This is a genomic window from Desulfomonilia bacterium, assembly GCA_036567785.1.
GTDB lineage: Bacteria > Desulfobacterota > Desulfomonilia > UBA1062 > UBA1062 > DATCTV01.
Map to the genome: position 1 here is coordinate 17,967 of DATCTV010000054.1, position 22,436 is coordinate 40,402.

A 22,436-nucleotide genomic window follows, 5' to 3' on the forward strand; every position below is an offset into this window, starting at 1 on the left:
ATTGTTAAGCGGGTGGTAAAAGAAGGGACGCGTGCTTTGCTTGCGCGCCCCTGATTCAAGTAAAATCAGATTTCCCGGGATAAGGGAGGCAAGGATGAAGGACGAACAGGGCTATCTCGTTTCAAAGCGTTATGCATGGTACGTATTTTTCCTGCTTTTCCTGCTTTACATGTTCAACTACATGGACAGGCAGGTTATTGTATCTCTCTTTCCTTTTTTAAAGGCGGAATGGTCGCTTAGCGATACACAATGCGGATTTTTCGTAGCGGCGGTATATTGGGCTATAATCATTTTCACCTTTCCTATTGCCCTTCTTGTCGACCGCTGGAGCAGAAAGAAATCTATAGGGATCATGGCTCTACTGTGGAGTGCGGCAACGGCGGCCTGCGCTTTTACAGGCAGTTTTTATCAGCTTTTCGCTACAAGGACAGCAGTCGGAATCGGTGAAGCGGGTTATGCCCCCGGCGGAACCGCAATGATTTCAGCGGCATTCCCGGAAAATAAGCGAGCCTTTGCTATGGGCCTGTGGAACGCATCCATCCCTCTCGGCAGTGTTCTGGGAATAATAGGCGGGGGCATGATTGCCGATCATTTCGGGTGGCGGCATGCTTTCGGATGGCTGGCAATTCCCGGGGCGATCGTGGCCCTTCTTTTCTTCCAGATCAGGGACTACAAGACCGTTGATCTTACAAAGACAACCGAACCGGGCAAAAAAGTTTCAATGGGTTTTAAAGAAATCAGCCGTGATTTTATATATAAGCCATCGCTCATTTTCGCTTATCTCGGGTTTGCAGGCAGCGTCTTTGTAACGACCTCGCTTATAAGCTGGCTTCCAACTTATTACCACAGACTTGAAGGGCTTCCGATGGCTCAGGCCGGAACCAAAGGCTCACTTGTCCTGCTTCTTGCGGTGATAGGGACTCCGCTGGGAGGTTTTCTGGCGGACCGCTGGCTTAGAAGAAGAGAGAATGCCAGGCCGCTATTCTGTGCGGCATCTTCAGCAGTAACCGCCGTGACACTTTTCATAGCCTTTTCTGTCGTGGGCGATAACCTGGAATATCCGATACTGCTTTTTGCCGGCATGGCGGGGTCGGCTTTTGTCCCAGCGGCGGTTGCAATAACGCAGGATGTTGTTCATCCGGGTGTGCGCGCGATATCGTATTCCCTGTGCGTGATTGTTCAGCACCTGCTGGGAAGCGCCCTTGGCCCAATTTTCATAGGCTTCATGTCCGATAAATTCGGTCTTGTGACTGCCCTTAAATTCCTGCCGATATTTTCACTGTTTGCAGGGGTGATGTTCCTGATGGGCTCTTTCTGGTATGTGAGAGACTATGCAAAGACGGAAAAAATTGCAGTTGAAGTTCAGGAATAAATAAACCTTAAGGCAACCCGTACATCGTGCGGGTTGCCTGTCATGACTGTTATTCTTCTTCTATGGATTCGTCATAGAACGATACGTAATCGGTGCGGTTTTTATCAAGAAAACTCATGGCAGAGCGCGGATGGATATTGAGCTGACCGGTAATCATGTACGGGATGTCGAAGCCCCAGGATATCTTCTGCCTGAGCGGTACGATGTGATCCTGTATGCATTTTATAAAAGGCCTTTGATGGAACTTGGGATTCTTAAGAAAACCGAGCAGAAGTTCAATCGGACAGTTGCCTGCTCCACGCCCCAGACCAGCAACTGTTGCATCCAGAAAGCTTGCACCAAGTATGAGCGCCTCGATTGTATTCGCATATGCAAGCTGCTGGTTGTTGTGGGTATGTATACCGACCTGTTTGCCTGATGCCCAGGCATATTTGAGATATTTGCGCGTAAGGGCCTGGATGTCTTCCGAATACAAAGCACCGAAACTGTCGACAAGGTAAATGACCTTGACCTCGCTCTGGGCGATTATTTCAAGGGCCTCGTCAAGCTCATGTTCTCTGACAACGGAGATTGCCATGAGGTTCAGCGTTGTCTCATAGCCCTTGTCGTGAATGGCCTTTATCATATCCAGGGCGGTGGGAACCTGGTGAATATAGGTTGCCACGCGGTACATGTCTATTACACTCTGGGATTTCTGCGGGATATCTTCATGATAATCCGTGCGCTCAGCGTCCGCCATGACGGAAAGCTTCAAGTCCGTATCATTGTCACCCACGATACGCCTGACATCATCTTCACTGCAGAATTTCCATGTGCCGAATTCAGACGGGGAATATATCTTTCTCGAACCCTTGTAGCCTATTTCCATATAGTCGATGCCTGCGGCGACACAGGTGTCATATATCGCCTTGACGAATACGTCATCAAAATTGCAGTTGTTGATGAGGCCGCCGTCACGGATCGTACAGTCGAGCACTTTTATGTCCGGCCTGAAGGTCAGCCAGGTGCCTTTTTTTTCAGTTAAGTTGCCTTCTGAATTTCTCTTTTCCATACAAACTCCCTCAATATATTCTTTCGTAACCTGCCGTCACATGCAGAGGTGCAAGTTCAAATAATTGCCATTTCAACAGATTTTAATCAAGAGCAAAAAACTGTCTGACTATCATCCTACCGTGATTCGCACCTTTAAAATGCGGTTTTTCCTCATGCGTTCTATGCCCAGCCTCAGGTTCTGCCATTCGATATATTCCCCTTCCTTGGGGATTCTGTCGAGCTGTGAATAAATAAGGCCCGCAACCGTATCCACATCTTCGGGAAAATCGCGGTCGATTATACGCTCCAAGTCCCTCAGTGGAGTGCTTCCGTTCACGATGTACGTATACTGGCCAACGGGTATGATGCCCTCAACCGGCTGGTCGTGTTCGTCCGAAATATCGCCTGTTATCTCTTCGATTATGTCTTCGAGTGTAACGATGCCCTTGACCGTGCCGAACTCATCGACAACAAAGGCCAGATGGCTGCGGGTCTTCTGAAAGTCTATCAGCTGCCTGTAGGTTGACTTTGTTTCAGGGACAAAATGGGCCTCTCTCAGACAGTCCCGCAACGAGAAGGCATCCTTATTACTAAAAAATCTCCATGCATCCCTGGTATGGAAATAGCCTATAATGTTGTCCGTTGTGCCGTCATAAACAGGGTAGCGGGCATATTCCTCTGCAGTAACGATCCTGATGATATCATCTAGCGATGTATTGATCGGAAAAGAGACCACGTCACTCAAAGGGATCAGTGCCTTGCGTACGGGAACGGTATCAAGATCGATGACGTTCATCAGCATTTTTGCCTTCGGTTCGGTTATCGCCCCGTCCTTGTGTCCGACATAAATGGCCGAGCCGATGTCTTCTTCCGTAATATTCTGTCCGTGTGAATCGGGATTTACACCAAAGAGTTTTGCGATTCCCATCGATACAAAATTAATCATGTATACCAGGGGTTTTAAGATAATGATCAGCCATTTCATTGGAGTCGCTATGATCAGCCCCAGGTCATCCGCCCTGTAGGCGGCAATGATTTTAGGCGTAATCTCACTGAACACCAGGATCATGAAGGTCATTATTGCAGTCGCATATAAAATGCCCTCGCTGCCGAACATTACTACAAGTACAGCAGTTGCAAGGGCGGAATTCAGGATGTTTACAAAGTTGTTGAGCAGGAGCAGGGTGCTCAAGAGTCTGTCCGGTTCCTTTATAATTTCATTGAGTCTTCTGGCGGAATGATTTCCCTCTTCCGCCATGCGACGTATTCTTACCCTGTTGACACGCATAAGGGCAGTTTCGGCAGCCGACGTCAGGGCACCTATTATCAGAAGAATCACAAGCGGGATAAGATAAAACAAATTTCCCATCAGTCTCCTCTATCAGAAGAGTGTTAACTGTTCTTTTCGGCGTCTGAGTGTTTCATCATTAATTTCCGGGCGTTCATATTCAATCATCTGCTTCTGCATTCCGGCAGGCGCATCCTTCAGGGCGCTTATGACACCGAACACACCGTCATAGCCGGGTTTCCTGATTACCCTTCCTGAGCGCATATTGGAAACCGCAAGTCCCAGTTTTTCGTCAGAGGCCTTGACGATATCCTCAATAGGGACATCAAGAAGGATGTTCAGTTCAGGGCCGAGCTTCTTTATCAGGGATTCATAGATTCTCTCAACCTTTGCTGAAGCAGGGCCGACATCGAAGCATTCCCCGAGCAGTTCTTTCAGTGGTATTGCATAATCAAACGGCCTTGCCTTCGGCGCTGTGCCATTAACCCTGTCAGACAATTCATGGACGCGGTATAGAACACCTATGGTAAGAGGCTTGCCGCAGACCGGGCAACGGCCATTAAGCTTTTCAGTCTCGTCAGGTTCAAGAGTAACCCCGCAGTCTCGATGGCCGTCCAGATGGTACTTGCCTTCTTCCGGGAAAAATTCGATTGTACCGGCAAGGCCTGAGCCTGTTTTCATGGCATTAAGCATTTCATAATAGCCAGGTTCGCATTCGAAGATAGTCGCCTCCCGGCCCAGCTTGTCTGCGGAATGTGCATCCGAATTCGAGACGAGAAAATAGGCATCAAGACTTTTCACCATGCGGTTCATGGGCGGGTCGGATGAAAGCCCTGTCTCGCAGGCGAAAATATGTTCAGCAAGGTCCAGGTAGCATTCTGAGATGGAATCAAATCCTGATTTTGAGCCAAGCGCCGAAAACCAGGGGGTCCATATGTGTGCAGGGATAATAAAGGCATCGGCGCTTGCATTTAGAACAAGGTCGAGGAGGTTTCTGGAACTCATGCCTATTATAGGCCTGCCATCGGAATTTATATTACCGATTTTTGAAAGTGCTTCGCTGATCCTTCTTGCCACACCCATATCCGGCGCGCCTATCAGGTGATGCACCTTCCTGACCCTGCCATCCTGCTTGTAAATGGTGCTGATTTCGGCGGTGAGCATGAAGGATATCTCTTTGCGGCCGGGTAGAAAGTAAAGCCCGCTGCCGTTTTCCCTGAGCCCGGTCTCGATCTCATCGAGCCATACGGGATGGGTGAAGTCTCCGGTCCCTATGACCTTTATGCCTTTAAGTTCGGCGCCTTGAGCCAGTACCTCAAGGTTGAGCGTCCTGCTGGTCGCGCGAGAAAACCTGGAATGTATGTGAAGGTCTGCAAACAGTCTCATCTAATCACCTTGTTTCTCAAACGGGCTTTATGGTATTTCAAGTTTCATGAAAGCGAAAATACTGATTCTTTTTATCATATCGACCCTTGTTTTCTTAGCATGCTCAAAGGCCAATAACAATAGCCCGGGTCAGAATGAGGCTTCGGGAGGAACGCCCGCATACGGCGATGTCTTTGTGGACTCTTCGATAGGGGATGCCTCCAACCTCATTACGATGCTTGCCACGGACGGCGCCTCCCATGAGGTAGCGGCAAATATCTATAACGGCCTCGTGAAATACGATAAGGACTTTAATATAGTCCCTGATCTGGCAGAAAGCTGGGAGATAAAAAACGACGGCAAGACAATAATCTTTCATCTGAGAAAGAACGTGCTCTGGCATGACGGCAAACCTTTCACCGCAAAGGATGTCATGTTCTCATACAAGATCATAATCGACCCAAAAACACCAACGGCATATGCGGAAAAATATAAAGAGGTGAAGTCTGCCAGGATCATCGACGACTACACGTTTGAGGTCAATTATGACAAGCCGTTTGCCCCCGGTCTCATAAGCTGGGGCCTGGAAATGCTGCCAGAACACCTCTTGAAGGGAAGGGATATAACGACGACCCCGCTTTCGAGGGCTCCTGTCGGAACCGGCCCATACAAGTTCAAAAGCTGGAAGACGGGCGACAGGATAGTTCTTGAGGCATTTGACAAGTACTTCGAAGGCAGACCCTATTTTTCAGGAATAGTCTACCGTGTGATCCCTGATCAGGCGACACAGTTCATGGAACTCAAGGCCCAGAATATCGACATGATGGGCCTGACTCCGCTTCAATATATCAGGCAGACCGATACGCCTGATTTTAAAAAAAATTATACCAGATATAAATATCTGGCCGACGGCTATACATACCTTGCTTTCAATCAGAGAAGGCCGCCTTTCAACGATAAAAAGGTCAGGCAGGCGATAGCCTATGCAATCGATAAGGATGAGATTATCAAAGGCGTGCTTATGGGACTCGGGATGGAAGCGACCGGACCTTATAAACCGGGTACCGTCTGGTACAATCCGAAGGTGAGAAAATATCCGTACAATCCTGAGAAGGCTGTCGAACTGCTCAGGGAGGCCGGTTTCGCGGATTCCAACAATGACGGGATCGTGGAGAAAAAAGGCAAACCGTTTACAATCACAATTATTACAAACCAGGGCAACTCCCTGCGTGAAAAAACCGCTCAGATAATCCAGCAGAGGCTCGGCAGGATAGGCATCAAGGTAAACATAAGGATTGTTGAATGGACATCGTTTATCAAGGAATTCGTTGATAAGTATAATTTCGATGCGATAATCCTGGGTTTCAATATCCTGCAGGATCCTGACTGCTATGCGGTATGGCATTCAAGTAACGCCGTTCCGGGCAATCTCAATCTGGCCAGCTTCAAGAATGCCGAAGTGGACAGGCTTATTGACGAGGGCAGGCACACATTCGATGCGAAGAAAAGGAAGGCCTGTTATGACAGGATTCAGGAGATACTGGCCGAAGAACAGCCTTTTGTTTTCCTTTATGTTCCCTACAGCCTGCCTATAGTAAGCTCGAGGATAAAGGGGATAGTGCCTGCACCCGCAGGAATCAGCTATAATTTTACCAAATGGTATGTCCCGAAAGATATGCAGAAGTATCAGGTAGTACCTTGACATGCTCAGATATCTCTTAAAGCGCTTATTAATCCTGATTCCCACTTTCATCGGAATCACTATAGTCTGCTTTGCGGTCATACACCTGGCCCCCGGTGAGCCTACGGCTTTGCAGTCGGAGCTCAACCCTGACATTTCGAAGCAGGCTATAGAACGCATGAAATCACATTACGGGCTGGATAAGCCCGTTTATGTCCAGTATGCCCTTTGGATGAAAAATCTTGCCCGGCTTGATTTCGGGAAGTCGATTTCATCCGATGAAAGGCCGGTATGGAACAAGATAAAGGAAAGGCTGCCAATAACAATTTATATAAATATTTTAGCCCTTGTGCTGGAATTCCTCCTTGCCATACCGCTCGGAGTTCTTTCGGCCGTCAAACGGGGGAGTCTTTACGACAGGTCGGTCACTGTTGTTGTCTTTATAGGATTTTCAATGCCCGGTTTCTGGCTTGCACTTATCTGCATGGACTTCTTCGGCGTGAGATTGGGCTGGCTTCCGATTTCGGGTGTCATATCGCCGGATTTCTCTCAACTGGGGGCGGCGGGAAAAATATGGGACGTAACAAAACACCTTATGCTGCCTGTCTTCATTTCCGCTTTCGGCTCGCTTGCAGGCCTGAGCCGCTACATGCGCGCAAGCATGCTTGAGATTGTTAAGCAGGACTACATCCTGACCGCCAGGGCAAAGGGCTTAAGCGAATTTGTGGTCATTTACAGGCATGCCATGAGAAACGCCATGCTGCCGGTCATAACAATCCTGGGTTTGTCCATTCCGGGGCTTATCGGAGGCAGCGTAATCTTTGAGAGCATATTCGCCATTCCGGGTCTGGGGCAGCTGTTTTACCAGGCCATTATGATGCGGGACTACAATATGATAATGGGAAGCCTAACGATAGGAGCTGTTCTGACTCTGCTCGGAAATCTAGTGGCCGATATCGCATACAGCGTGGCTGATCCGAGGATAAGGGTGAAGTGATGGGATTCTGGAAGCGTTTTCTGGCTGACAAACTGGCCATAGCGGGACTTGCTGTGGTTCTTGCATTTTTTGCCGTGTCTGTCCTTGCTTCGGCCATTGCGCCATATGATCCGGGCAGGATCGATGTGAACAATATCCTATCACCGCCATCGGCAGAGCACCTTCTCGGTACCGACGACCTTGGAAGAGACGTGTTATCCAGGATGCTTTACGGTGCCGGGATTTCGCTTAAAGTGGGGTTTGTAGCGGTCGGCATCGCCGTCCTGATAGGAATAATCCTGGGAGCGGTTTCGGGATATTACGGCGGATGGATAGATGTTGTAATAATGCGTCTGGTGGATATCATGCTGTGCTTTCCGTCATTTTTTCTTATCCTTTCCGTGATAGCTTTTCTGGAGCCGAGCATTTTCAACATTATGGCGGTTATCGGGCTTACGTCGTGGATGGGCATAACAAGACTGGTGCGTGCTGAATTCCTTAGCCTGAAGGAACGCGATTTCGTACTTGCGGAAAAGGCTATCGGGGCTAGTGCTCCGAGGATTATCTTCATGCATATCCTTCCCAATGCCCTGGCGCCCGTGCTTGTATCTGCAACACTGGGCATCGCAAGTGCTGTCCTTACAGAAAGTGCGCTCTCGTTTCTGGGAATCGGCGTTCAGCCGCCCGTACCCAGCTGGGGTAATATGCTGACACAGGGGAAGGAAGTGCTTGGCGTGGCCTGGTGGATGTCCGTGTTTCCCGGGATAGCGATTTTGCTTACAGTGCTCGGGTATAACCTTCTTGGAGAGGGCATCAGAGACGCCATTGATCCAAGGCTGAAGGGATGATTAAATCACTCCTTGAAATTATTCATATGATGACACAAGATGTTTTTAATAAACCGCATTATGGAGATCTTGAGTGAAGATACTTGAAAACAACCCTATGAATATTCAAAAAGCCGAACTTATTGTCGGGATACCTTCCTTGAATGAGGCAGGGACAATAGCAAACGTTGCCGTTCAGGCGGCAATTGCGCTCGGTGAATATTTTCCGGAAACATCATCAGTAATCATAAATTGCGATAACAACAGCACTGACGGCACAATGGAAGCCTTCATGAATGCCGAAACAGGTGAAATTCCCAAGATATACATAACCACACCCGAAGGTATCAAGGGAAAGGGAAACAATATAAGAAACCTCTTCAAAAAAGCCCTGGCCCTTGAGGCAAAGGCGATTGTGATAATCGATTCGGATATAAGGAATATTTCTCCCTTATGGATAAAGAAGCTCTTTGAACCTCTTCTTGCAGGATTTGAGTATGTGACGACATTGTATATGAGGCACAAGTATGATGACCTTCTGTGCTCGCTCTTTACCTATCCAATGACCAGATGCCTTTACGGCAGAAGGGTGAAACAGCCTATGGGGGGAGAATTCGGCCTGTCTGCGGCAATGGTGAAGGAGCTCCTTAAAAGCCCTCTGTGGAACGAGGATGTTTCGCAGTTCGGCATAGATCTGTGGATGACCGCAATTGCAATAAACGAAGGAATGCAGATTTGCCAGGTTTATCTCGGCGCGCCGAAACTCCATCATGCCAGGGATTATATAATGGAGATTACACCCCTTTTCAGGCAGAGCGTTTCAACGGTTTTCTCAATGATGGAACCGTTCAGCAAAGGGTGGTCAATTACAAAATGGAGCAAGCCTACAGCAATATTCGGTTTTGATGAAGGCGAAATACTTATGCCTCCTGAGACAATGGTGAGCAGGGAAAAGTTGTATTACAAGTTCAAAGCAGGCTTCTCCGACAACTGGGATGCCTACCGGGCAGTGCTTTCGGGTGAAAATTTCCAGAAATTGAGGGAGATCGCATCACTTGAGATGGACAGCTTTGAGATGCCCTCAAGCCTCTGGGCGAGGATTCTTTTCGATTTCGCAATCAGGTTTAATCAGAAGACCTGCGACAGACCCAGAGCAATGGAGTTACTGTTTAAAATGTATCAGGGAATGGTACTGTCGTATGTCAACAAGACATCATCGATGAATAACATGCAGTCTCAGGAGATTGTTGAAGAGATATGCCTGCAGCTTGAGCAGACAAAGCCTTATCTGGTCGACCGCTGGAAGAAATAAGGAGGAAAAAATGGCCAAGGTTCTAATAGTGGATGACGAGAAGCATATCCGGTCACTTTATTCAGACGAACTTAAAGAAGAAGGTTATGAGGTTGCCACTGCTCCAGATGGAAATGATATCTATAACCTTATCGAAAACGAAAAACCCGATGTTATCCTTCTTGATATAAAACTGGCCGACAGCAATGGCCTTGACGTCCTTCAGCAGATAAGGAACAGGTATTATAATCTGCCGGTTATCCTTTGCAGCGCATATGGCAGTTTCAAGGTCGATATCAAAGCCATTGCTGCTGATGCATATGTCGTCAAATCCGCAGACCTGTCCGAACTCAAAAAAAGGATCGCCCAGGTACTGGAAGCAAACGCTTCACTGAAAGAGGCCTGATAAATGGACAAAGCGGATCTTCATGTGCATACAAAGGCCTCCGATGGAGACCTGACTCCGGAAGAAATTGTAGAACTGGCCGGAAAAAGAGAACTCCTTGCAATAGCCGTTACAGACCACGATACTATGACTGGTGTGCCACAGGCCTTGCAGACAGGCAGGAAGCTTGGTGTAAATGTCATTCCCGGTATAGAGATAAGCGCGGTGTATGATCCGGGAACACTTCATATGCTGGGCTATTTCAAAGAGTTCCCGGCAGGTCTTGAAGATGATCTTGAGAAAATCCAGAAGGGCAGGCTCGATCGGTTTCCCAGGATAATCGAAAGGCTCAACAGTATCGGATTTGATATAACCATTGAGGATGTAAGCAGTATCGCAGGTAATGCACAGATAGGAAGGCCCCATATAGCCAAGGCTCTTATAAAAAAGTCATATGTGAAAGATTTTGACGAGGCCTTTGACAAGTATCTGGGAAAAGGAAAACCCGCCTATGTTGAAAAGGAAAAGCTCACATGGGAAGAGACAATAGGGCTTATAAGAAAGCATGAGGGAATATCCGTACTGGCCCATCCCTTTACGCTTGAACTTGAAAGCGGTGGATTGAAAAATCTTATTATCCGCATGAAGACGTCGGGTTTGAGCGGTATGGAGGTCTATTATCCTGAGCATACGTATGAACAGACAAAACTGTATAAAGCAATTGCCGAAGAAGCTGGGCTTATCCTGACAGGCGGTACTGATTTCCATACCCATGATAGAGGGGCATTGCTTGGCGATTGCGGAATAGGCGAAGAATGCCTGAAAATTATTCTTGATCATCTCGATTATCACTGATTTTAATACAACCAAGGAGACGGCTTATGTTTTCAAACGGGGTTCTCGAACAGATAGGAAACACACCGATTGTCAGGCTAACTGCATCTACAGGCGCCAATATATATGCGAAGGCCGAGTATCTGAATCCGGGCGGAAGCATTAAGGACAGGATTGCGCTTTTCATGATCGATGATGCGCTGAAAAGGGGCCTCCTTGATAAAGACACCATAATTGCCGAACCGACTTCAGGCAATACCGGTATAGGCATTTCACTGGTGGGAGGGTTGATGGGGTTCAAAGTTATTATAGTTATGCCTGAAAATATGAGCCAGGAGAGGAGAAAGATTATACGTGCACTGGGTGCTGAGCTTGTACTTACACCTGCTGAAGAAAGCATTGAAGGTTCAATAAAAAAGGTTAATGAAATAAAGGAAGCATACGGAAATGTCTTCATTCCGAATCAGTTTGAAAATCAGGCCAATCCGCTTGCTCATTACATTACGACAGGGCCCGAGATATGGATGCAGCTGGGTCGTAATGTGGACATGTTCGTATCAGGACTCGGAAGCGGCGGAACACTTCAGGGCGTAGGAAAGTTTCTTAAAGAAAGAAACCCTTCAACCAAGATTGTTGCAGTTGAACCGAAGAATGTATCCGCCCTTCTCGGGCATGAACCCGGGCTTCACAGGATTGAAGGCATAGGGGATGGTTTTATACCCCCTGTCCTTGATACATCAATCATAGACGAGATCGTAGAAGTCGATGACGATGATGCCGTTGAAACGTCACGATTACTTGCCAGGAAATCAGGACTCCTGGTGGGTACTTCTTCAGGTGCAAACGTCTGGGCCGCAACGCAGATGGCGAAGAAATACGGAAATCAGAAAGTGATAGCAACGATACTTGCAGACAGGGCGGAAAGATACTTCAGCACAAGTCTTATATAAAATTCAAGGAAAATTAATTCCATTTTTATTGCTATTCTTTGCCTCGAATATAAGGTGTTATAAATTTTAGAGGTTTTAATAGCAAGGAAATTAGCAATGTTACAATTTTCTTGGATTTTGGCATTAACATTGCTACAATTTAATTTGTAATAATGTCTTCAGGAGGAAATAATTATGAAAAGATTTTTTACATATACCATTATCTGTGCGCTCTTTGCCGTAATGCTGATGGGTGCGAGTTCCTGTAACTTCATGACATTGAAGGTTTTTACAAATAACAGCGCCTGTGAAACTGCGACTGCGACAATGATTTTATCTTATTATAAAGGCACCATGATTGGAATACCGCAAACATTTACATTTTACGATCCGGGGTTTGGGCCATACACCGCACCGGATCCCAATGCATCGTCATACAATTTTTTACCTTCACTGGACTATATTATCACAGTTCAGGATCCGGGCAATGGTTTAACGGCTCCGGCCGGAATCTCCATTCCGAAGATAAAGGCATCCGGTAATGTAGAGGTTTATGCACCCTTCAGATATAAGGATGCGGATTCTGCACTGGTGGTCTGGAGCCTTGACGGCAATGGGTTGAACTATGCGACAGACGGTGCAGGATCAACGGTGAATGCTTTAAATATACCCGCCGAAGGGATATCCTGGATAAGTTATACCAACCCTACTGTCGTATTTCCTGAAGGTTCAAGAGATCATAATGGTATTAAAATTAACAATAGCGCCACAACATCGCCTTCAGCGGTTATTGATTTCACCGGTGCGAAAGGCGTTACAATTGAGATGTGGATCAATGCAGATGCCGTATCAGGAAATGCATTTAACCTGTTCCAGATCGGTGACAGCATGTCAGGATATTTTGACAGCAATGGAATTTCATTTACTGCGGGTTCGACAACAATAGCAGCAGAATCCACATTAAGCTCCGGGGTATGGTATCATGTTGCATTTTTATACTCGAATGCGGCCATGAAGATTTATTTTAACGGCAGGGAAGTGGCATCGGCAATTGTAGTTCCAACAGGACTTACACCGACAGGCAGTACTCAGGTTTATGTCGGAGGAAACGCAACAGCTCCTTCGGTTAATCTGAGTCTGGATGAGGTCAAGATTTTCGCTTATGCAGCCAGACAGATTAATATCTCATATGACGCACTGATAGTACCTGAAGATACAGATAAAGACGGCATCTGGAATTCAATCGATAATTGCCCCAATATGGCAAACCCGGACCAGATGGATACAGACCATGATGGTTACGGTAATGCATGTGATAATGACGACGATGGTGATGGTGTTCCTGATTCTTCTGACAACTGTCCGCTGTACCCGAATATCAATCAGCTTGACAGCGATGGCGATGGTTTGGGGAATGCCTGCGACAATTGTCCATTTGTAGCAAATCCCTTGCAGGAAGATTATGACGGTGACGGTGTCGGAGATGTATGTGACAACTGTCCGACAATGTTTAATCCGGGACAGGAAGATACCGATCATGATGGTATCGGTGATATCTGCGATCAGAACTGAGATTATAATACAGTTTGAACTAAAAAAAGAGGGGCTTATAAGCCCCTCTTTTTTTTATATTTTTTCAGGAATGAATTATTACGGAAGGATGGAAATTTCTACTCGGCGGTTCATTGCCATGCCTTCCTCAGTACTGTTCGCAGCAATTGGACGGGTGTCTGCATAAGCTATTGCACACATCTTATCCCCGTTGATGCCGCCTGTTTCAAGGGCCTCCAGAACTGATAGTGCCCTTGTTTGAGAGAGGTACCAGTTATTCGGATATGTTTTTCTCAGGCTGTCAGGAATTGGTGATTTGTCCGTATGGCCGCCGACTTCGATATATGCAGGGTCAATTTGTTTTAATCCCTTTGCGATTTTAACAATAAGCTTTTCACCCTTTGGTTCCAGCCATGCGCTTTTGGGGCCGGCAAAAAGCTCTCTCTGCGGTATTATTATCTTTATTTTGTCATTATTCTTTATAATGAAAACCTGTTTTGCTTTACGTTCCAGGTCTAGCAGATTCAATATGTATTCATATGCCTTTACCGAACGGCTGCTGGTATCTTTTCTTTCCTGAATTATTGTTTTGTAGCTGGACATCTGTTGAAGAAGTGTCTTGTTGTACTGCAGTGCTTCGATGTTTCTGTCAAGAAGCCCCTGCATATCCTGAAGGCATTGGTCCTTATCGATTTTTGACTTTTTCAGATCCTCTTCGAGGGCCGTAATCCTGGCCTTCATGATCGTGTTGTCCTGGGAAACTACTGCGCATGCCTGTTCGCATACTGAAAGCTGAGTCTCAACCGTTTTATATTCGGATTCCGTATGTCTGTGTGCGCATCCTGTAATTAATAAAATGATTGGAAATATTATAAGATAACGGTTCATATTTTACCTGCCTTGTGGAAAATACCCTTAAACAAAAATTGTGTCAATGTGAAGGGGGTAATCAATATCTTAGTATATCCTTCAAGGGATCATTATTATAGAGCGGTCAATATATGGGGTCCATCCGGTGTTATGGCAATTGTATGTTCGAAATGTGCAGACAGTCTTCCATCGGCTGTCAGTGCAGTCCACTTGTCTTTTAATATCCTGATTTTCCACGTCCCCTGATTTATCATGGTTTCTATGGCCAGGGTCATTCCTGTTTCCAGAAGAGGTCCTGTGCCCTTTTTCCCATAATTGGGAATCTGTGGTTCTTCATGAAGTCTTTCACCAATGCCATGGCCCACAAAATCCCTTACAACTGAATATCCGGCATCTTCCGCGGTTTTCTGAATAGCCGAAGAAATGTCATAAAGCCTGTTTCCGGGAACTGCCTGTTCAATGCCAGCATGCATGGCGGCTTCGGAAGTCCGCATGAGAGCTTTGGCGTGAGCTGGCACTTCCCCAACGGGCAGGGTAATTGCGGCGTCAGAGTAGAAGCCGTTAAATAAAACACCGACGTCCAGACCGATTATGTCTCCTTCCTTCAGCTTTATCTGACCAGGTATACCATGGATTATGCAGTCATTGACAGATGTGCACAATGTTGCAGGATATCCCCTGTACCCCTTGAATGCGGGTTTTGCATTGTTCATGACTATGAACTTTTCCGCCTCTGAATCCAGCTGGGCTGTAGTAATTCCCGGTTGAACCATAGGCTTGATATGTTCAAAAAGCATTGCAAGGATTCTCCCTGCATCTCTCATCTTTGTTATTTCAAGGGGGGTCTTTCTCGGTATCATCAGTTCAGGACCTTTTTCAGCGGATATTCTATGATTCCCTTTGCTCCGGCTTTGAGAAGTTTCGGTATAAGGTCCCTGGCCTGAGATTCCTTGATTATTGTTTCGACCGACAACCAGTTCTTGTCATGCAAAGTTGAAACAGTTGGTGATGTCATTGCGGGCAGCATCGATATTATTTCATCTCTGCCCTCGACAGGGACATTCATTTTAAGGCCGGTCATATCTGATGCGGCAAGCGCGCTTTTAAGCATCATCGAGACCTGTTCAATCTTGTTTCTTTTTGCTTCATCTCTCCATGATTCCCTGTTGGCTATTATCTTGGTGTTTGTAACGAGAAGATCCTGCAAAATCTTAAGATTATGGGCTTTTATCGTCGAGCCTGTTTCTGTTACTTCGACAATGGCATCAACCAGACCGTCAACAACCTTTGCCTCTGTTGCTCCCCATGAAAATTCGACGTCAACATTTATACCGCGTTCCGTGAAATATTTTTTTGTATAATTGACAAGCTCGGTTGCAATTTTTTTGCCCTCGAGGTCTTCAGCCTTTTTTATATTCGAGTTTTCTGCTACAGCCAGTACCCATCTTGCCGGTTTTGCGGTTGCCTTTGAATAGACAAGGTCTGCCACTATCTCGACATCGCTTTCATTTTCCAGTATCCAGTCAAGCCCGGTCAAAGCCATGTCAAACAGGCCGTTTTCCACATATCGGGATATTTCCTGAGCACGAACAAGCGCACATTCAATTTCCGGGTCATCAATGGTCGGAAAATAGCTTCGTGAACTCGGTACAATACGCCATCCGGCGTCCTTGAACAGGTCTATCGTGGACTGTTGAAGGCTCCCCTTTGGTATTGCAAGCCTTATAATACTCATTTTTTGTAAACCTCCTTTGGATCAAAAATCCTTTCGCCGTCTGTTATAAGTTTATTGTCAAAGACTTTTCTGTAAAAACATGACCTGTATCCTTCATGACATGCGGCATCACCTATCTGCTCCACTTTAATAAGCACCGCATCTTGGTCACAATCTACCAGTATCTCATGAACGATCTGGACATTTCCGGATTCTTCCCCTTTCCTCCATAATCTGTTTCTTGAACGGCTGAAATAGCAGGCCCTGCCTGTTGCAAGAGTTTCCTCAAAGGCCTCTTTGTTCATCCATGCTATCATCAGAACCTCGCCGGTTCTGTAATCCTGGGCAATTGCCGCAACGAGTCCGCCTGATTTTTCATAATCCAACATTATGCTCATAATATGCCTCCGCTTATCAGCGCTTAACAAATATGCTCTTGGCGGTCAAGGATTCCATCCTTCAGGAATACATTTATTCAACAGGCCTCAGAAAGCGGCATGTCTATTGAATGTTCTTGACATAGTCCTGAAATGGCTTATATTTTTCCACTAATGCCGTACATCAAGGAAAAAAGGATATTCGAACGAATTCCGGTGCCCAATGTCTTTGGCCTGGTAGAGGTCAAAGGTGTCCGAAAAGATGTATCAATCGTCAACGCATGCAGCGGAGGTATGTGTATATCCGGTGCAGCCGTACCGATAGGGACTGTTGTCAAACTCCATATTGACCAGCCTGAGTCTGCACAGGGCAAAATATCTCTGTACTGTAAAGTTGTGTGGGCTCAGAAAAACAACGGAAGTTCCATGTCCGGTCTGGCCCTTCTAAACACCAACAGGATACTTTTTGAAAAGGATCTGGAATACTACGGTAAAATGCTTGAAGCTGTCGTCATTGAAAAATAGGCCGTTATTGACTGATTAACCGCCGATCCTGTTCATATCCCCTTTTCCATTTTTTCCATCTATGTGTATTCCATGACCTGGTTTTAATTTTACTGATTCCTTTATAAATGAAGACAATTCCTTATCGCTGATTCCTTTCCTCATTATACTGAGCAGATCAATGCTGTCTTCCGAAAAAAGGCATAGTTTAAGATGTCCGTTTGCAGTAAGCCTTATGCGGTTGCAGCGACTGCAGAATGAATGTTCGCTCATGGGATCGATAAAACCGATTTTACCCTTTGCCCCTTTTATTTTGAAAACTCTAGCCGGACCGAGGCCGCCTTTAACGGGATCAAGTGTCCCATATTCGGATTCAATGATATCCTTGAGTTCTTCTGCCTTGAAAACATTGCCGTTACCGAATCTGGCAGCACATCCCATCGGCATCAGCTCGATAAAGCGTATCTCTATGTCTTTATCAAGCGCATGCATGGCAAAATTGATTATTTCATCATCATTGAATCCTGATATTGCGACCACATTTATTTTTACTATGAATCCAAGCTCTATCGCTTTCTCGATGCCCCTCATCACATTATCAAAGGCATCGACTCTGGTAATATATGAGTACTTTTCTTTTTTAAGGGTATCCAGACTTATATTCAGTCTGGTGATGCCTGCCGACTTCAGGTCTTGAGCTGCTTCATAAAGGAGAACGCCATTTGTTGTAAGCGATAGGTCATTGATTCCTTCAATTTCTTTTATCCTTTCAATGAAGCCCAATAAGCCTTTTCTGATGAGAGGCTCACCACCCGTAAGACGGACTTTATCAACCCCCATTTCCGAGCATATATGAATAATTCTAAGCATTTCCTCATAGCGCATGATGCCTTCATGAGGAAGCCACTGAACTTCTTCATCCGGCATGCAGTACCTACATCTGAGATTGCACCTGTCGGTTATGGAAATGCGCAGATACCTTATTTTTCTTGAAAAACCGTCAATCAACATGCTTGCCCGTTCTCCACAGGCCATACTGTATTGCATCCCTGACGGGTTGTGTCAAATTATAGATTTGCCAGGCCTTCGATTTCCAGAAGATAGCGTTTTTTTTCTAACCCTGAACTGTATCCCCCGATTGTCGAAGCTGCTATAACCCTGTGGCATGGTACAATAATTATCAGGGGATTTCTGCCGCATATCCCGCCGACTGCCCTTGCAAGCCCCTTATTCCCTGCATCAGCTGCTATTGAACCATAGGTTTTTGTCTCTCCATATGGGATTTCGGAGATTATCTTCATTACTGTTTCGGAAAGGTTCCCTGGAGTTGTTTTATGCCCGATTTTTCTCAGCCAGAGGGTATCATTGTTTCTAAAATACAAGCCGCCGGTAAAAACCTTCAGAGAGCCTTTCAGATAAAGAGAAAGCTCATCGGTGAACCAGTCGAGTTCTCCTTTGTGATCCGGGATGCCGGTGTTTATTGTCGGTTCCCACGAAACTGAGGTTATAAAGTCCTTGTTGCCTGTTATAAAGATATTTCCCAGTGCCGTATTAATCTTGCATTTATGCAGATTTGTCTGTTCCATTGGCACCATTAAAATCAATCATGCCTACAAGCCTTTCAAGGAGCAGTCTTGTTCTTCTCTGTTCTTCGAGAATTGCATCCATTGTTCTTTCAAGTCCGTGATTAACCACCTTCTCGTCAAAAGATACTTCCCTTACAGATGATGGATTGGAATCGATGGCGGCAAGCCTTATAAGGCGTGAAAAAAATTTGTCCGTTTTTGTTTCAATTTCTTTCTGGCTTAGCAGCGTCGATGTTATCATCCTATAGCATCTGGCAGTATCGGATGTCGGGTGTTTAACGATCAACGGGATATGTTCGCCTGCAGCAGGAATGGATATATCATCAAGTAAGACAGGGCCAACGTAATTGATGTGAGTATTTACAAAGCGCTGTGAGACAAGAGAGAGCTTCCTGAATAGTTCGTGGCCGGCGGAATAGTCCTTGACCATGCTTGCAAACATCGAGAATCTCGGATTTTCCCCATTCGACCGTAATTCCTTTATCAATGCATATGACCCGGTGAGGGATTTGTCGTCATTGTTTATGGCGATGACGATTTCAGGTGCACCTGAAAGAAAGCCCAATGTCCTGCTTGAAACCCCGCTGGGGGCATCGGCTATGATAAAATCATATTTTGCCGTTATGTTTTCCAGGTCTTTGCTGATGCAGTTAACCCTGTCTTCATCGGGAACATCGATAATTCTTAGCCCTGACGATGCAGGGATAAGGTCAATTTTATATCCGGTTTTGATTATAATATTTTCAGGATTGGCATCACCTGCAATAACATCCACGAGTGTTTTAAGGGGCATTATTCCCATCATTACATCCAGGTTGCTCAGGCCCATATCCGCATCCACAAGCAGAACCTTGAAATCCATTTTGCCCAGAGCTATACCGGCGTTAAGGACGAAGCTCGTCCTTCCGACACCATCTGACCCTGAAGTAACAGTAATAAGTCTTGGCATGATAATTACCTCTATTACATTACAACCAGTACTACAACACCAGCAAATAGAGTATTTTTCAATAGCAAATTTATCCTTGCAATTGAGCAGGTGTCTTCAGATATGATATGTACACCAAAGCATTTAAAATAGACAGGAGAATTGAATGTCCACTCACGTGACAAGCGATGATCTGAAAAGGTATTTTCTTAAGGATAGATTTGCGTCCTATATAGGCATCGAACTTTTAGATGCCGGAGATGGCAGGGCAAAGGCCAGGCTTGAAATCAAACCGCATCATCTTAACGGCGTGGGTATCGTACACGGGGGCGTCACATACACTCTTGCAGACCTTGCATTCGCTGCAGCAGTCAATTCAAGAGGGCATGTGGCACTGGCGATAAGCAACACCATATCTTATGTGAAGGCGCCGAAGGGAACGGTTATCTTTGCAGAGGCTGCAGAAGTGACAGCAAACCAGAGGCTTGCCACCTATGCAGTTAATATATTTGACGAAGAAGGCGAAATCGTATGTGTTTTTCAGGGAATGGCCTATAAAAAGAGCCAGAAAGTGGATTATTTTGAAACAGCCTGAGGAACCGCCGGATAATTGCCAGGCAGCCGTCAGAAGATTCTTATCATTATAAATATTGCCAGCAGCGCCACACCGATGGCAACCTGGTGTTCATTGTTTTCTATAGCCTGTGCGAACGACCAGGGTTTCATTTCAGCATCCGAGTAAGGAAGAGTTTTAGTGGGTATTAGATAAGGTACTTCGCTTTTATATTTCAGGAATTTTTCCCCGAAGTGCTTTTCAAGTCTTGCCCATTCCTTTTCCTGCTTTCGCGGGATGTATGACAGGAAATAAACCGCTGTTGCAATAACCCATATGACCGAATTTCTTGCCATGATGCACATGCCCGTTGCTATTATAAAACTCCCGAGATACATCGGAGATTGGATATATGCATAAGGTCCTGAAGTTGTGAGCTCTTCATTCTTCTTTATATGACCGGTTGCCCAGAAACGAAGCGCCTCCCCAGCTGCGACAATCAGAATACCGAAGAAGCATGCCATAACTGATGGATTTGCCAGTATTACAAGCAGTCCGGTCATGGCATAAAGAACCGCTGTCCTGCTTGTTATTTTTTCCAGTTTTCGCTGGATATCCATTCCTGCCTCCTCGAGACGATATGTTTGAGTAGACTATACGGTCCCTTCTTCCTGTTTCAGACCGCGCCAGCCAAGATAGCAAAGTGCCGATATGGCCGCAAGTCCGAGCTTGTGTTTCAGGAGGAAGGACAGAAGTATCCTAAGAAATTTAATTGCCATTTTCAGACCTATAATTGAGGCGATAATCAGAACGACAATTTTTATTCCATTGACCGCATCCTCTTTCAAAAACCCGTACCTGATGCCGAGTTCACTTCTGAGGGCCTTTAATTCAGCAATCAGGGCATCAATATCCTTTCTCATTTCTGTCTCAGACATTTTATATCCTTTCCAGCCTGGCTGAATGAAGCCCTGGCACGTGCTAAGTCTTTCTTTGCCTTAATGAGCCCGATAAGGGCCAACAGAATTCCCGGGATAACAAGTGCTCCGGCAACTATGAGTGCCGCCGCCCAGGGCTGAAGCCATATGCAAAGGATAAGCACCGAGGTGACAAGAAACATGAGTCCGCCCAAAGCAAGCAGAATCAGCCCCGCAACTGCAAGGGCTAAACCGACAGGAGCCTGGGATAATCCGGCCTTGACCTCTTTCTTGACATACGCCTTTTCCATGCCGGCCAGTTTCATAATCCCTTTCAGGTATGTTAAGACAAGGGCGGGCAACGATAGTTTTGGTATTTCTTCAACCTTCATCAATCAATCTTCCTTAAATTTTAATCAATTCCCAAGGAGCGGCCGTTTTGCGCTCTTGCGAATTTCTTTTTCATCGGCCCATTCAAGAAGGCCGGTGGATATATTTACTAGATTAAGAGTTATTTTGAAATAGACATCCTCAACCTTGCCAGCCTTTTTCTTTATGGACGTGATTTCACCGTAAAGAAAATAGTCCGCACCGACCTGTTTTCCGATATTCTTTCTCGTGCCGGGGTCTACATAGTCTGTCAGATTCTGATATTCAAGCTGTTTTATGATTTCGTCGTTTGCTTCACTTACAGCCGAAAACTGCACCCTTCCGGACTTGAGCAGGGTAACCTTTATCTTGTCCGTTATGGATTTTGTGTCTATGTGCTCGTCAGTTTTGTTCTTGACGTTTGATACATACATGACAGGCCTTTTCCCTGACTGAAGAAGCGGTGTTGCAAGAAGCGAGTTCACCATCTTTTCAGCGATCATCTGCAGATCGGTAGAGCCGAAGTCCGCTGTGACTGTTTCAACCTGTTCGGGATTGCCGTAACTTACATTGGGCGTGCTGGCGCATCCTGATGAAATAATTATTGCCAGAAGAATGGATAACAGTATCATAAGCTTTTTCATAATTTTGCCTCCTGGTTGGTATTTTACCTGAATTTCATCTAATTGAAAGGTGTGATTGCGTGGGGTCTTCTTATCATCATCTTGTAGCCGACGGATGCTTCGGATGGAGGAGTCGATTTGAATCCCCTTGTTTCCCCGCCGGTCAGAACCGCAGGAATCCAGTTGGTTATCGTGGATGTCTCTACCCCGCTTGAATCATACCATATGAAACGGTATTCAAAACTGACATCCCTGCTGACCTTGTTCTGAAGTTCCACCTGGACTTCGGCCCCGTTTATCCTTATTTCGCCGAAGGTTATCTGACGATTCAAGGCCCCGTCATTGATGATTACGGTCTTTTTTCCATCCAATCTTGCATCGATAATATTTGTAGCAACGCCGCCGCATCCGGCAAGAATCAGGCAGATGAGAATAAAAAGCAGACAATTTTTTTTCATATGTTC

General features: G+C 45.9%; 26 protein-coding genes. 11 read left to right on the top strand and 15 right to left on the bottom strand.

What is annotated here, in order from left to right; all coding sequences use genetic code 11:
* Positions 1–94 precede the first annotated feature (94 nt).
* On the top strand, positions 95–1,372 hold the full coding sequence (locus VIS94_14060) for an MFS transporter (GenBank protein HEY9162197.1): 1,278 nt from the start codon (positions 95–97) through the stop codon (positions 1,370–1,372).
* 49 nt (positions 1,373–1,421) lie between these two features.
* Here VIS94_14060 and VIS94_14065 read toward each other — a convergent pair whose 3' ends face one another.
* From VIS94_14065 to VIS94_14075, 3 genes are all read right to left on the bottom strand, one after another.
* Positions 1,422–2,423 carry an aldolase catalytic domain-containing protein gene (locus VIS94_14065; protein HEY9162198.1) on the bottom strand — a complete coding sequence of 334 codons (1,002 nt, stop codon included), beginning with the start codon at positions 2,421–2,423 and terminating at the stop codon, positions 1,422–1,424.
* A gap of 111 nt (positions 2,424–2,534) precedes the next feature.
* Positions 2,535–3,773 (bottom strand): CNNM domain-containing protein, encoded by a 1,239-nt coding sequence (locus VIS94_14070; protein HEY9162199.1) that lies wholly within the window; start codon positions 3,771–3,773, stop codon positions 2,535–2,537.
* A 12-nt stretch (positions 3,774–3,785) separates the two neighbouring features.
* Entirely contained in the window at positions 3,786–5,078 is a 1,293-nt protein-coding gene (locus VIS94_14075) for an endonuclease Q family protein (protein ID HEY9162200.1), read from the bottom strand.
* A 46-nt stretch (positions 5,079–5,124) separates the two neighbouring features.
* Between VIS94_14075 and VIS94_14080 the strand changes: the two genes are divergently transcribed.
* From VIS94_14080 to VIS94_14115, 8 genes are all read left to right on the top strand, one after another.
* Positions 5,125–6,759 (top strand): peptide-binding protein, encoded by a 1,635-nt coding sequence (locus tag VIS94_14080; protein ID HEY9162201.1) that lies wholly within the window; start codon positions 5,125–5,127, stop codon positions 6,757–6,759.
* 1 nt (position 6,760) lies between these two features.
* Positions 6,761–7,735 carry an ABC transporter permease gene (locus tag VIS94_14085; GenBank protein HEY9162202.1) on the top strand — a complete coding sequence of 325 codons (975 nt, stop codon included), beginning with the start codon at positions 6,761–6,763 and terminating at the stop codon, positions 7,733–7,735.
* The gene (gene opp4C, locus VIS94_14090; GenBank protein HEY9162203.1) at positions 7,735–8,562 is read left to right on the top strand and encodes an oligopeptide ABC transporter permease; all 828 of its coding nucleotides are present in this window, start codon (positions 7,735–7,737) and stop codon (positions 8,560–8,562) included. Before VIS94_14085 ends, opp4C begins: the two co-directional genes overlap by 1 nt.
* 73 nt (positions 8,563–8,635) lie before the next feature.
* Positions 8,636–9,853 (top strand): glycosyltransferase, encoded by a 1,218-nt coding sequence (locus VIS94_14095; GenBank protein ID HEY9162204.1) that lies wholly within the window; start codon positions 8,636–8,638, stop codon positions 9,851–9,853.
* 10 nt (positions 9,854–9,863) lie between these two features.
* Complete coding sequence (locus tag VIS94_14100) at positions 9,864–10,238, top strand: response regulator (protein ID HEY9162205.1); 375 nt, start codon at positions 9,864–9,866, stop codon at positions 10,236–10,238.
* 3 nt (positions 10,239–10,241) lie between these two features.
* Positions 10,242–11,072 (top strand): PHP domain-containing protein, encoded by an 831-nt coding sequence (locus VIS94_14105; protein HEY9162206.1) that lies wholly within the window; start codon positions 10,242–10,244, stop codon positions 11,070–11,072.
* A 26-nt stretch (positions 11,073–11,098) separates the two neighbouring features.
* Positions 11,099–12,001 (top strand): cysteine synthase A, encoded by a 903-nt coding sequence (cysK, locus tag VIS94_14110; GenBank protein ID HEY9162207.1) that lies wholly within the window; start codon positions 11,099–11,101, stop codon positions 11,999–12,001.
* Positions 12,002–12,175: 174 nt separating this feature from the next.
* The gene (locus VIS94_14115) at positions 12,176–13,552 is read left to right on the top strand and encodes a thrombospondin type 3 repeat-containing protein (protein ID HEY9162208.1); all 1,377 of its coding nucleotides are present in this window, start codon (positions 12,176–12,178) and stop codon (positions 13,550–13,552) included.
* A 78-nt stretch (positions 13,553–13,630) separates the two neighbouring features.
* Here VIS94_14115 and VIS94_14120 read toward each other — a convergent pair whose 3' ends face one another.
* The 4 genes from VIS94_14120 to hisI all read right to left on the bottom strand — a co-directional run bounded on the left by VIS94_14120 (position 13,631) and on the right by hisI (position 16,513).
* A complete protein-coding gene (locus tag VIS94_14120; protein HEY9162209.1) occupies positions 13,631–14,419 on the bottom strand; it encodes an OmpA family protein in 789 nt (262 codons plus the stop codon).
* A gap of 95 nt (positions 14,420–14,514) precedes the next feature.
* Positions 14,515–15,261: a type I methionyl aminopeptidase gene (gene map, locus VIS94_14125; GenBank protein HEY9162210.1), complete on the bottom strand. Its 747-nt coding sequence runs from the start codon at positions 15,259–15,261 to the stop codon at positions 14,515–14,517.
* Positions 15,261–16,136 (bottom strand): ATP phosphoribosyltransferase, encoded by an 876-nt coding sequence (gene hisG, locus VIS94_14130; protein HEY9162211.1) that lies wholly within the window; start codon positions 16,134–16,136, stop codon positions 15,261–15,263. Before hisG ends, map begins: the two co-directional genes overlap by 1 nt.
* Entirely contained in the window at positions 16,133–16,513 is a 381-nt protein-coding gene (gene hisI / locus VIS94_14135; protein ID HEY9162212.1) for a phosphoribosyl-AMP cyclohydrolase, read from the bottom strand. Before hisI ends, hisG begins: the two co-directional genes overlap by 4 nt.
* 132 nt (positions 16,514–16,645) lie before the next feature.
* On the opposite strand from hisI, the gene VIS94_14140 reads away from it, so the two are divergent.
* On the top strand, positions 16,646–17,017 hold the full coding sequence (locus VIS94_14140) for a PilZ domain-containing protein (protein ID HEY9162213.1): 372 nt from the start codon (positions 16,646–16,648) through the stop codon (positions 17,015–17,017).
* 15 nt (positions 17,018–17,032) lie between these two features.
* On the opposite strand, the gene moaA is transcribed toward VIS94_14140, so the two are convergent.
* From moaA to VIS94_14155, 3 genes are read right to left on the bottom strand one after another with little or no spacing between them, the layout of a single operon-like run.
* A complete protein-coding gene (gene moaA, locus VIS94_14145) occupies positions 17,033–18,031 on the bottom strand; it encodes a GTP 3',8-cyclase MoaA (protein ID HEY9162214.1) in 999 nt (332 codons plus the stop codon).
* A gap of 32 nt (positions 18,032–18,063) precedes the next feature.
* On the bottom strand, positions 18,064–18,582 hold the full coding sequence (locus VIS94_14150) for a methylated-DNA--[protein]-cysteine S-methyltransferase (GenBank protein HEY9162215.1): 519 nt from the start codon (positions 18,580–18,582) through the stop codon (positions 18,064–18,066).
* A complete protein-coding gene (locus tag VIS94_14155) occupies positions 18,560–19,531 on the bottom strand; it encodes an AAA family ATPase (GenBank protein ID HEY9162216.1) in 972 nt (323 codons plus the stop codon). Before VIS94_14155 ends, VIS94_14150 begins: the two co-directional genes overlap by 23 nt.
* Positions 19,532–19,676: 145 nt before the next feature.
* Here VIS94_14155 and VIS94_14160 point away from each other — a divergent pair, with 145 nt between their 5' ends.
* Positions 19,677–20,105 carry a PaaI family thioesterase gene (locus VIS94_14160; protein ID HEY9162217.1) on the top strand — a complete coding sequence of 143 codons (429 nt, stop codon included), beginning with the start codon at positions 19,677–19,679 and terminating at the stop codon, positions 20,103–20,105.
* Between the two features lie 29 nt (positions 20,106–20,134).
* Here the strand turns inward: VIS94_14160 and VIS94_14165 are convergent, their stop codons facing one another.
* Genes VIS94_14165 through VIS94_14185 form a run of 5 tightly spaced genes read right to left on the bottom strand, consistent with a single transcriptional unit; the run spans position 20,135 to position 22,430 of the window.
* Entirely contained in the window at positions 20,135–20,683 is a 549-nt protein-coding gene (locus tag VIS94_14165) for an isoprenylcysteine carboxylmethyltransferase family protein (GenBank protein HEY9162218.1), read from the bottom strand.
* A gap of 33 nt (positions 20,684–20,716) precedes the next feature.
* A complete protein-coding gene (locus VIS94_14170; GenBank protein ID HEY9162219.1) occupies positions 20,717–21,001 on the bottom strand; it encodes a hypothetical protein in 285 nt (94 codons plus the stop codon).
* Positions 20,983–21,372, bottom strand: a complete 390-nt coding sequence (locus tag VIS94_14175; GenBank protein ID HEY9162220.1) for a phage holin family protein — start codon at positions 21,370–21,372, stop codon at positions 20,983–20,985. Before VIS94_14175 ends, VIS94_14170 begins: the two co-directional genes overlap by 19 nt.
* Positions 21,373–21,396: 24 nt before the next feature.
* On the bottom strand, positions 21,397–21,993 hold the full coding sequence (gene lpoB, locus VIS94_14180; GenBank protein HEY9162221.1) for a penicillin-binding protein activator LpoB: 597 nt from the start codon (positions 21,991–21,993) through the stop codon (positions 21,397–21,399).
* A 38-nt stretch (positions 21,994–22,031) separates the two neighbouring features.
* On the bottom strand, positions 22,032–22,430 hold the full coding sequence (locus tag VIS94_14185) for a YcfL family protein (protein HEY9162222.1): 399 nt from the start codon (positions 22,428–22,430) through the stop codon (positions 22,032–22,034).
* Between the last annotated feature and the right edge of the window lie 6 nt (positions 22,431–22,436).

What these genes read in the sequence shown, in the direction of transcription:
- hisI (HEY9162212.1), bottom strand. Translation starts at nt 16,513, where the DNA reads ATGAGCATAATGTTGGATTATGAAAAATCAGGCGGACTCGTTGCGGCA.
- VIS94_14065 (HEY9162198.1), bottom strand. Translation starts at nt 2,423, where the DNA reads ATGGAAAAGAGAAATTCAGAAGGCAACTTAACTGAAAAAAAAGGCACC.
- VIS94_14115 (HEY9162208.1), top strand. Translation starts at nt 12,176, where the DNA reads ATGAAAAGATTTTTTACATATACCATTATCTGTGCGCTCTTTGCCGTA.
- VIS94_14150 (HEY9162215.1), bottom strand. Translation starts at nt 18,582, where the DNA reads ATGGAACAGACAAATCTGCATAAATGCAAGATTAATACGGCACTGGGA.
- VIS94_14070 (HEY9162199.1), bottom strand. Translation starts at nt 3,773, where the DNA reads ATGGGAAATTTGTTTTATCTTATCCCGCTTGTGATTCTTCTGATAATA.
- moaA (HEY9162214.1), bottom strand. Translation starts at nt 18,031, where the DNA reads ATGGCCTGTGGAGAACGGGCAAGCATGTTGATTGACGGTTTTTCAAGA.
- VIS94_14100 (HEY9162205.1), top strand. Translation starts at nt 9,864, where the DNA reads ATGGCCAAGGTTCTAATAGTGGATGACGAGAAGCATATCCGGTCACTT.
- VIS94_14075 (HEY9162200.1), bottom strand. Translation starts at nt 5,078, where the DNA reads ATGAGACTGTTTGCAGACCTTCACATACATTCCAGGTTTTCTCGCGCG.
- hisG (HEY9162211.1), bottom strand. Translation starts at nt 16,136, where the DNA reads ATGAGTATTATAAGGCTTGCAATACCAAAGGGGAGCCTTCAACAGTCC.
- VIS94_14165 (HEY9162218.1), bottom strand. Translation starts at nt 20,683, where the DNA reads ATGGATATCCAGCGAAAACTGGAAAAAATAACAAGCAGGACAGCGGTT.
- VIS94_14160 (HEY9162217.1), top strand. Translation starts at nt 19,677, where the DNA reads ATGTCCACTCACGTGACAAGCGATGATCTGAAAAGGTATTTTCTTAAG.
- map (HEY9162210.1), bottom strand. Translation starts at nt 15,261, where the DNA reads ATGATACCGAGAAAGACCCCCCTTGAAATAACAAAGATGAGAGATGCA.
- VIS94_14170 (HEY9162219.1), bottom strand. Translation starts at nt 21,001, where the DNA reads ATGTCTGAGACAGAAATGAGAAAGGATATTGATGCCCTGATTGCTGAA.
- VIS94_14185 (HEY9162222.1), bottom strand. Translation starts at nt 22,430, where the DNA reads ATGAAAAAAAATTGTCTGCTTTTTATTCTCATCTGCCTGATTCTTGCC.
- opp4C (HEY9162203.1), top strand. Translation starts at nt 7,735, where the DNA reads ATGGGATTCTGGAAGCGTTTTCTGGCTGACAAACTGGCCATAGCGGGA.
- cysK (HEY9162207.1), top strand. Translation starts at nt 11,099, where the DNA reads ATGTTTTCAAACGGGGTTCTCGAACAGATAGGAAACACACCGATTGTC.
- VIS94_14155 (HEY9162216.1), bottom strand. Translation starts at nt 19,531, where the DNA reads ATGCCAAGACTTATTACTGTTACTTCAGGGTCAGATGGTGTCGGAAGG.
- VIS94_14085 (HEY9162202.1), top strand. Translation starts at nt 6,761, where the DNA reads ATGCTCAGATATCTCTTAAAGCGCTTATTAATCCTGATTCCCACTTTC.
- VIS94_14105 (HEY9162206.1), top strand. Translation starts at nt 10,242, where the DNA reads ATGGACAAAGCGGATCTTCATGTGCATACAAAGGCCTCCGATGGAGAC.
- VIS94_14120 (HEY9162209.1), bottom strand. Translation starts at nt 14,419, where the DNA reads ATGAACCGTTATCTTATAATATTTCCAATCATTTTATTAATTACAGGA.
- VIS94_14060 (HEY9162197.1), top strand. Translation starts at nt 95, where the DNA reads ATGAAGGACGAACAGGGCTATCTCGTTTCAAAGCGTTATGCATGGTAC.
- lpoB (HEY9162221.1), bottom strand. Translation starts at nt 21,993, where the DNA reads ATGAAAAAGCTTATGATACTGTTATCCATTCTTCTGGCAATAATTATT.
- VIS94_14175 (HEY9162220.1), bottom strand. Translation starts at nt 21,372, where the DNA reads ATGAAGGTTGAAGAAATACCAAAACTATCGTTGCCCGCCCTTGTCTTA.
- VIS94_14080 (HEY9162201.1), top strand. Translation starts at nt 5,125, where the DNA reads ATGAAAGCGAAAATACTGATTCTTTTTATCATATCGACCCTTGTTTTC.
- VIS94_14140 (HEY9162213.1), top strand. Translation starts at nt 16,646, where the DNA reads ATGGCTTATATTTTTCCACTAATGCCGTACATCAAGGAAAAAAGGATA.